Origin of the sequence: Streptococcus mitis (genome assembly GCF_009496205.1) — a bacterium.
Classification (GTDB): Bacteria; Bacillota; Bacilli; order Lactobacillales; family Streptococcaceae; genus Streptococcus; species Streptococcus mitis_BN.
Genome location: NZ_WIJO01000068.1, coordinates 1 through 8,272 on the forward strand (window position 1 = coordinate 1; position 8,272 = coordinate 8,272).

Below are 8,272 nucleotides of genomic sequence, written 5' to 3' on the forward strand. Positions count from 1 at the left end.
AAAACTAAATCAAATTAATGAAAAAATCGCCAACTTAAATAAGATGGCGGAAGTGCTTATCAATTTGAAGAGTGAGGATGTGAGCAGTCGAAAGCTTGCAAGATATGACTTTTCAAAATTAAATTTGGCAGAATCAATTACAGTAGAACAAGTAACCGAATAAATAAGAGTGTTTCAAGAGGAGTTGGATCATTATCTTTATGAGTATGAGGAATTAGAAAAAAATCTAGAAATGTTTGTAAAAGTACTGAATGATAAGGATTTTGATAAAAAATTTAGTACAGAAATACTATTGGAATAACAATAATTAATCCTATGGTGGTTAAAGATTAACTATCCTTGTGTCATTGATTAATATATTTGTCATAGTGCTCTTGGTACTGTGCTTTTATATTGTGTTCTCCTAGAATTTCAAATACCTGAAGTGCTTGTTTCATCTTTTCGATTCCGTTCGCAGGATTACGCTTAAATTCAAAATAGCCACACGTATATAAGAAGACGGTTTGTTCATAATAGTTTAATTCATTGTTTAATAATTTTTTTACTTCTTTGATAAGAAAACTACAATTTTGAAATTCTTCTTTATCAACACTAACAATTAGGCAATTGATTGCTAATTGTGTAACAAGCCGTTTATTTGTCTTATTTAATGTTGAATAGATATAATTTTTTAACATTTCTATAGTTAATAGGAAGTAGGAGTTATATTTAATTGTTCTTACACAGTTACCTAATAGGATAATTTCATAGTAACCCCAGTTTTCAACTTTAAAAAGATAATCTGTTAGCTGTAATAACTCCTCGTCCGAGGGGAGAAAATTTTTATTTGTTGTATAGAGAATCGATTTTACCATTGTCTTTTCATAAGGACCCAAGTTATAACTTGAAGAGTTTGATAGTAATTCAATAATACTATCAAAATTTTTTGTGGAGTAGTGTTTTCGAATATATTGCACCAAGTTAGCGAATGATCCAGTTCTAGTAGAATTATTGTCATGAAGAATAATAAATTCATCCAAAGTTATATGTAATTTATCTAAAATATTGATTAGTCGAATACAAGAGATTTCTGATTCTCCCCGTTCAAATCTAGAAATTTGAGATTTAGATAAATTACTATCAGCAATTGAACATAAACTGATTTGCTTTCCTTTTCGAATTTTTCTGAGTGTTATACCAAGTTTTGATTTCAAATTTCCCATTTTCCCAACAAAATTTCAAAGGTTTTTTATTTATTATACAATAAATAAAAAATAAAGGGAGGTTCAGTATGAAAAAACTTTTAAAATTTACATGAATATTGTTATTGATTATGGATATTATCATTATAGTCGGAGGTTGAGTCTTACCTGTACAGGTAAGTGTTTAGTTATAACTTAACACTTATTTTGGATTATTACGAAATAGATGGTACTTGTTATCTTGATTTTAGAGTATCTGGCGAGGATGTATATTTCATTGAGTTAGTAAATATGTATGGTTTAAGTGAAAATAGTGCGGTACCAACTCTTGCAAAGAGGTTTGGAATAAGTCTTACCGATTTAATAAAAAGTGATATTCATCGTGGTTTAACTAGAAAGAAGGGACATTTTGGATATTAACAAGAAAACGTTTTATACAATAACTTTTGGTGAATTTATATCAAATATTGGAGATAGATTTCAGAAAATTGCTTTTCCAATCTTAATTTACCAAGAATTTCATTCGTCTTTTGCAATGGGAGGAATGGTGATTATTGAATTGCTACCTCAATTCTTCTTGGGATTTGTTATGGGTTACTTATTAGATAATTTCAATAAGAAAAAAATACTATTATGGTCTACATTAATGCCGGCATTATTATGTAGTGTAATACCGATATTATCTAAATATTCAGTTTCTATATTTTTTTACTATGTTATTGCATTTTTGATACCTTTATTTTCGACACTTTTTCAAACAGGATTCTCAGTCATTACTCCTGCCTTATTTGAGAAGGAAGAATTGCAAAAATATAATTCTCAGTTTCAAGGTGTCCGAACTATTTCAAAATTAATTTCTCCAGCTATAGCAGGGATACTAATGTTAAAGTTTAATATTAATAGCATTTTTTTATTAATAGTGCTTCTTTCTTGTTATTATTTCTTTCAATACTAATTTCATATATTCCAGATCAAGAACACAAGGAGAATGGTAATGATGATATAAAAGAAATTTTTGTAGGTTTTAAAGAGAACTTTACAAATATTAAGTTGAGGATTTCTTTACTATTTACTATTGTTGTGAATATCGCTATGCTAGGCTTCAATGCAACGATTATTTATTATTTACAGGATCAATTAAAATTATCAAATAGTCTTGTTGGGATTGTTTACTCAATTGCTGGATTTGGAAGTTTGATAGCAGTAACCTTTCTTTCTACTTTTTTGAATAAGAAGGATGCTTTTATATTGATGAATATATCAATGGCAACCATCCCACTTGTCATTATGGCGAGTGGAATAGTAGAAAATTGGATATTTTTTGGAATTTGTTATTCAATTTTGAGCGGATTAATTACAATAGCTTCTGTTTCGATTACAACAATACAGCAGCAAGAAAGTACTGTGTATAATATTGGAAAGATACTTTCTAGTTCTTTTGTAATAGCTACCATTTTTGCACCTTTTGGAGGAATACTGGCTGCTTATTTTAATTGGCTTTTAAATCCGAGATTAAGTCTAGTTATTTTGGGATTACTAAGTAGTTTATTGGTTGTTCTTATAAAGAGTTATGAAAAAAAGCTAACTAAGAAAAGAACTGCAATATTTATAAAGGAAGATTAGTGGATTAATTATCATTAGAAAAAATAATATTAATTCGTAGTAAAATAAAAAATTGAAAAGGGTTTTACATAATGTACTACCTAATTCATATTTAATAATTATTGAGGGGATAGAACTAGAAACCAAAAATACTGAATTTTAAACTGCCCCCAAAAGTAAGATTTTTCTGTCTAACTTTTGGGGGCAGTACATTATCTCTAACTTCTGGAGTACTTTTTCTATATTCAAATTATTTTACAGTACCCATGTACGGATGGCATGGGCAACGCCAGATTCATCATTAGGTTTAGTGATGTATTTGGCGATTTTTTTGATTTCTGGATTTCCATTTTCCATGACAACGGGGTTACCAACGACTTCCAGCATGGCACGGTCGTTTTCTTCGTCACCGATAGCCATGGTTTCATCTTTGGTCAATCCGAGTTTTTCAGCTAGATGAGTGATGGCTGAACCTTTGTCCACATTCTTTTTAAGGAGTTCGAGGTAGAAAGGAGCGGATTTGTTGATAGAGTAACGCTCATAAAATTCTGCTGGGATTTTTTCAATGGCAGCATCAAGAATCTTAGGCTCATCGATGAACATACACTTGACGATTTCCTTGTCAGCCATTTCTTCAGGTGTGCGGTAGAAGATGGGCATGCTGACGAGGGTTGATTCGTGCACAGTGTATTTTCCGATATTGCGATTGGCTGTGTAGATGCCGTCCTTGGTAATGGCATGCATGTGGACACCGAGCTTACGACTGAGAAATTCCATATCCAGATAATCCTCATAAGTCAAGGATTCGCTGATAATCTCATGTCCTGTAGCAGTTTCTTGGACAAGGGCACCGTTGAAGGTCACAACATAGTCACCCTCGTCTCTCAACTGCAAGTCATCCAGAAGTTTGGCAACACCTGCGATAGGGCGGCCAGTTGCAATCACGACTTTGACACCGGCTTGTTTGGCATCCTGGATGGCAGAAAAGACTTCAGGAGTAATCTCCTTTTGGCTATTGACTAGGGTTCCGTCTATATCAACGGCAATTAGTTTAATACTCATAAATTTCCTCTTCTAGTTTTTATTTGGGGTAAAATGATCGTTCTCAATCAAGTGTAAAAATTGCTGGGTAATGCTTGCAAAGATGCTGTTTTGATCCAACATTTCTTTTGGGAAATAGAAACGATTATCTCCGTGGCGGCTGCCAGCAAGGGATTGGACAATAGGAGACAGGCTAGAGAGTTCGGCTAGTTCTCCATTTTTTTGTAAAATCTCAATCTGTGTTCGTGGATTTTCAGATTCGGGACGATAGATATCATAAGGGAGGTCGAAGTTCTTATGAATAGCAGTGTAGTAGTCCGGATCAAAGCCGATATCCTCAACTAATTTTCTCATGCTGGCGAGTTGGTCTTGATCCTCTTGTGAAAAGGTAATGGATTTAAAGACCTTGCGGTTGACAAAGCGTTGCGACAGGTCTGCAAGAATCTTGTCAGGACTGGTCATCCAAAGCTGGAAGTAGGTATTCATCACACCATCATCCAGAGCCAGATAGTCAGACAAGGTCACATTTTTTTCAAAGAAAGGTAGGAGGTGTGGAGAAGTTCGTGCAAAGAAATCCTTGTCCTCAGGGTAGAGTTCCTTAGCTCGTTTGAGAAGATTCTGTAGGAGAACTTCCATGGCGCGTGTTGCTGGATGGAAATAAACCTGCATATACATCTGGTAACGACTGAGAACGTAGTCTTCGATGGCGTGCATGCCATTTCTCTGAAAGGCGATTCCGTTTTTGATAGGACGAATGACTCGGAGGATGCGAGTCAGGTCAAATTCTCCATAGGAAGCTCCAGTAAAATAGGAGTCGCGCAAGAGATAGTCCATGCGATCCGCATCAATCTGACTAGAAATGAGCTGCACGACCTGTTTGTTAGGATAGGTATGGTCAATGACACTGGCAACCTTTTCTGGAAAGTCAGGCGCCACTTGTAGCAGGACTTGGTGAATTTCCGTCTCAGGACTTTGGATAATCTCTTGAGTAATAGCTTCATGGTCTGTGTCAAAGAGATGTTCAAAAGTATGGGAGTAGGCACCATGTCCAAGGTCATGTAGGAGAGCAGCAGTCATGGTCAAGAGAGACTCAGCAGGATTCCATTCTTCAGGATATTTTTCTTCAAAAATCTCCGTGATACGTCGTGCAATCTCATAAACTCCTAGACAGTGAGAGAAGCGACTGTGTTCTCCACCGTGGAAGGTATAACTGGAAGTCCCCAGTTGCTTGATTCGACGCAAACGCTGAAATTCTTTTGTATTAATCAAGTCATAGATGATTTGATTGTTTACATGGATGTAGTTGTGAACTGGGTCACGGAATACTTTTTCGTTCATATGACCATTATAGCAAAATCCTGCTCTTTTTGGTAAAATAGTAGGACAAGAGACAAGAAAGAGGACTTGATGTGAAGATTCGGATGCGAAATACGATTCAGTTTGATGAGCAGTTGGAAGTGATTGACCAACTCTATGATGTAGAAGTGCATGAAAAGGGAGATTATAGCTACCTGCTTTTCTATAATGAGGAAAAGGAAAAAGTGGTTATTAAATTTCATGGTCAAGAACTGGTGATGAGCCGTTTTTCCAATCCCAAGACCATTATGCGCTTTCTAAAGGATAGCGATAGTTTAGCCTATATCCCTACACCTATGGGTATGCAGGAGTTTATCATCCAAACGAGCCATTATCAAGTAGATGGGCAAAAGATTGAGCTAGATTATCAACTACAAAATCAAGAGGGACATCCCTTTGCCAGCTATCAATTGGTAATTACTTGGGGATAGGTATGACTGGGGGCTAGGTTATAGTAACGAAGCTAGTAATATGCGTGAAATCAGGTTTTTCTTGCACTTTTTGAGCATCTGGGACCTTTATATTTTGCAGATTAAGGTTACAATAACCATTCCATAGCCCATTATTTATTAAAGCTAAGTATAGTTTCCATCTCCCCTCATACTCGTTCCAAATGAGTAAGGAGGAGTTGAGAACTAGTAATTTTGATTATGATTCAAGCTACGATTATTATCTCTGGCCAGAGAATCAGGTGTTAATTGATTGTAGAATGAGTTATCGAAAGTATAATATCAATCTACAAGTATGGGGAACTCGTGCTATATTATCCTTTTATATTCAAGATCTAAAAATTGATAAAAGGGACAATGAATATCCCTTTTTATTTTTATCGAAGTCAGAGTTTTAGATAGGATAGATTGGTAAATAATGAAGAAAATATTTTGGAAAAAATAGACACCAAAAACGATATTTGTCTTCCGTATAGTGCTAACGTTATCCACGTTGGTTTTTCTTCTTGTTTTCGTGAGTCTTTAAAAAGTAATCTATCTCCTTTTGAGAACTAAGGATGACAACTTTATCTGGATAGGTTTCTTGAACCCACTTGTAGCGTTCCTTAGCGGATTTGCTCCGTCCATCCCAGAGAATCCATCGAATAAACTCCCAATTAAATTGTTCTTGACAACCAGCTGCCATACTTTCCCTGACCTTGCCTCGGTATGTGAGGTAACGTTTAAAGGCTCGAAAGAGACAGGTCAATGGGGAAAAGTTGAGAAAGATGATTTGGTCAGCTTCCTGCATTCTTTCCTCATAAAAACACCAAGAATAATTCCCATCAATAACCCAGGCTTCATGCTTGGTGAGAAAGTTATTCATCTCGGTCAACATCCATTCGCGGTCACTGTCTTGCCAACCAGGTTGAAATTGGAGTGTGTCCATGTGAAGTTTTGGGATGGAGTAGTAGTGAGACAACTTTTTTGCTAGAGTTGACTTACCTGCACCAGAATATCCGATAATTGCAATTTTCATTTTCTACCTTTTCCTATTTGAGGACAAAAAAACAGCCTCTATGGACTGTTTCTTATTTAGCAAGTTTAGCTGAAAGACGAGCTTTGTCGCGGCTTGCTTTGTTTTTGTGAATCAAACCTTTAGTTTCTGCTTTATCGATAGCTGAGCTAGCAGCACGGAAAAGTTCTTCAGATGGGTTTGCTTCGAAAGCTTTGATAGCAGTACGCATAGCTGATTTTTGAGCTGAGTTCTTTTCGTTTTGTTTAACGTTCAATTCAGCGCGTTTGATAGCTGATTTAATGTTTGCCAATGTTCTTACCTCCATATTTACTAACTATACCATTATATCTGAAAACTTACGTTTTGACAAGGGAAAATTAATTTTTTAAGTAAATTTCATCGATTTCATGGTTCTTTGTTTTATGAAGAATCACTTCCGCACGATTTCTGGTCGGTTCAATATAATTTTGTAGATTTGTGAGATTGATACTGGTCCAGACCTGATGGGCAAAGGATTCTACTTCCCCAATCGGCATTTGAGTAAAACGATAATAGTAGCTATTAGGATCGTTTTGGGCTAGGCTCAGCATTTTCAAGAAACGGTCCAGATACCAACTCTCGATGTCATCGACTGCAGCATCAACATAGATGGAAAAGTCAAAGAAGTCAGTAATGTAGAGACGCTCGTTTTGTGGATTTTGAAAAACGTTAATTCCTTCAACAATCACAAAATCAGCAGCTTTGACACTTTGTTTCTCTTCGGGTACGATGTCGTAGACTTCATGAGAATAGACAGGAATATCTACATCTTGTCCATTTTTGATGCGGTCCAAGAAGTTGAGAAGAGCTTCCATATCATAACTTTCAGGAAATCCCTTGCGATTTAAAATCCCTTGCTCAATCAAGGTCTGGTTGGGATAGAGAAAGCCATCAGTTGTTACCAACTCAACCCTAGCATCTGTAAGTGTACGGGACAGTAGGATTTGAAGTAGGCGACTGGTTGTGGATTTTCCAACGGCAACACTCCCAGAAACCCCAATGATAAAAGGCTGGGCTTTACTTTCACGTTGAAGGAAAATTCCTTTTGAAAAGGCCAAATCATCCTTGGTACGTTTGTAAATCTGGATGAGATGGGCTAGGGGTAGATAGACATCGGTAACATCCTGTAAGCTAATCTGGTCATTAAAACTCTTGATGGATTCTAATTCCTCTTCTGTCAAAGGAGGTGTTGTCTTTCGATGTAAAGATTGCCAAGTCTGGCGACTGATTTTTTCAAAATGTAACAATTCGTTGGTCATTTGTTTTCCCCTAGATATTTTGTTTATCATACCATAAAAAGCTAAAAAAATAAAGCGGTTTCTTGATGATAGTAAGCCAATATCGTATAATAGAGGTAGATAGAGGCTGAACAATTTATTGATGAAGTAGGAGCTACTTTCTCCTGAGTTATAAGCTAATAAAGGGGGCTTTGGTATTCACAACTTATAGGAGGTGTACTATGAGAATCTTAAAACGTTACATATGAACTGCACCCCAAAAGTTAGACAGAAAAAATCTAACTTTTGGGGTGTTTTTATTATGAAATTAACTTATGATGATAAAGTTCAGATCTATGAACTTAGAAAACAAGGATATAGCTTAGAGAA

7 protein-coding genes and 3 pseudogenes are annotated in these 8,272 nt (G+C 35.8%); 4 read left to right on the forward strand and 6 right to left on the reverse strand.

All coding sequences use genetic code 11. The features are described 5' to 3' along the window. Positions 1-301 (forward strand): annotated as a pseudogene (locus tag GEZ85_RS09170) (helical hairpin domain-containing protein); the annotation flags it as partial. Between the two features lie 43 nt (positions 302-344). Here the strand turns inward: GEZ85_RS09170 and GEZ85_RS09175 are convergent. Beyond that, a complete protein-coding gene (locus GEZ85_RS09175; protein ID WP_045612578.1) occupies positions 345-1,193 on the reverse strand; it encodes a helix-turn-helix domain-containing protein in 849 nt (282 codons plus the stop codon). Between the two features lie 397 nt (positions 1,194-1,590). Here GEZ85_RS09175 and GEZ85_RS10630 point away from each other — a divergent pair. After that, positions 1,591-2,804: pseudogene (locus GEZ85_RS10630) on the forward strand (MFS transporter). Positions 2,805-3,038: 234 nt separating this feature from the next. Here GEZ85_RS10630 and yidA read toward each other — a convergent pair. Next, the gene (yidA, locus tag GEZ85_RS09185) at positions 3,039-3,845 is read right to left on the reverse strand and encodes a sugar-phosphatase (RefSeq protein ID WP_153210107.1); all 807 of its coding nucleotides are present in this window, start codon (positions 3,843-3,845) and stop codon (positions 3,039-3,041) included. 12 nt (positions 3,846-3,857) lie between these two features. Next, complete coding sequence (locus GEZ85_RS09190; protein WP_153210108.1) at positions 3,858-5,162, reverse strand: HD domain-containing protein; 1,305 nt, start codon at positions 5,160-5,162, stop codon at positions 3,858-3,860. Positions 5,163-5,233: 71 nt separating this feature from the next. Here GEZ85_RS09190 and GEZ85_RS09195 point away from each other — a divergent pair, with 71 nt between their 5' ends. Next, positions 5,234-5,611 carry a YwiB family protein gene (locus tag GEZ85_RS09195; RefSeq protein ID WP_322741450.1) on the forward strand — a complete coding sequence of 126 codons (378 nt, stop codon included), beginning with the start codon at positions 5,234-5,236 and terminating at the stop codon, positions 5,609-5,611. A 502-nt stretch (positions 5,612-6,113) separates the two neighbouring features. Here the strand turns inward: GEZ85_RS09195 and GEZ85_RS09200 are convergent. The 3 genes from GEZ85_RS09200 to coaA all read right to left on the reverse strand — a co-directional run bounded on the left by GEZ85_RS09200 (position 6,114) and on the right by coaA (position 7,924). Then, a complete protein-coding gene (locus GEZ85_RS09200) occupies positions 6,114-6,647 on the reverse strand; it encodes a DNA topology modulation protein (protein ID WP_153210109.1) in 534 nt (177 codons plus the stop codon). 52 nt (positions 6,648-6,699) lie between these two features. Further along, positions 6,700-6,936 carry a 30S ribosomal protein S20 gene (rpsT, locus tag GEZ85_RS09205; protein WP_001274000.1) on the reverse strand — a complete coding sequence of 79 codons (237 nt, stop codon included), beginning with the start codon at positions 6,934-6,936 and terminating at the stop codon, positions 6,700-6,702. Positions 6,937-7,003: 67 nt separating this feature from the next. Further along, positions 7,004-7,924, reverse strand: a complete 921-nt coding sequence (coaA, locus tag GEZ85_RS09210) for a type I pantothenate kinase (RefSeq protein WP_153210110.1) — start codon at positions 7,922-7,924, stop codon at positions 7,004-7,006. Between the two features lie 280 nt (positions 7,925-8,204). On the opposite strand from coaA, the pseudogene GEZ85_RS10635 reads away from it, so the two are divergent. Next, positions 8,205-8,272, forward strand: a pseudogene (locus GEZ85_RS10635) (transposase); the annotation flags it as partial.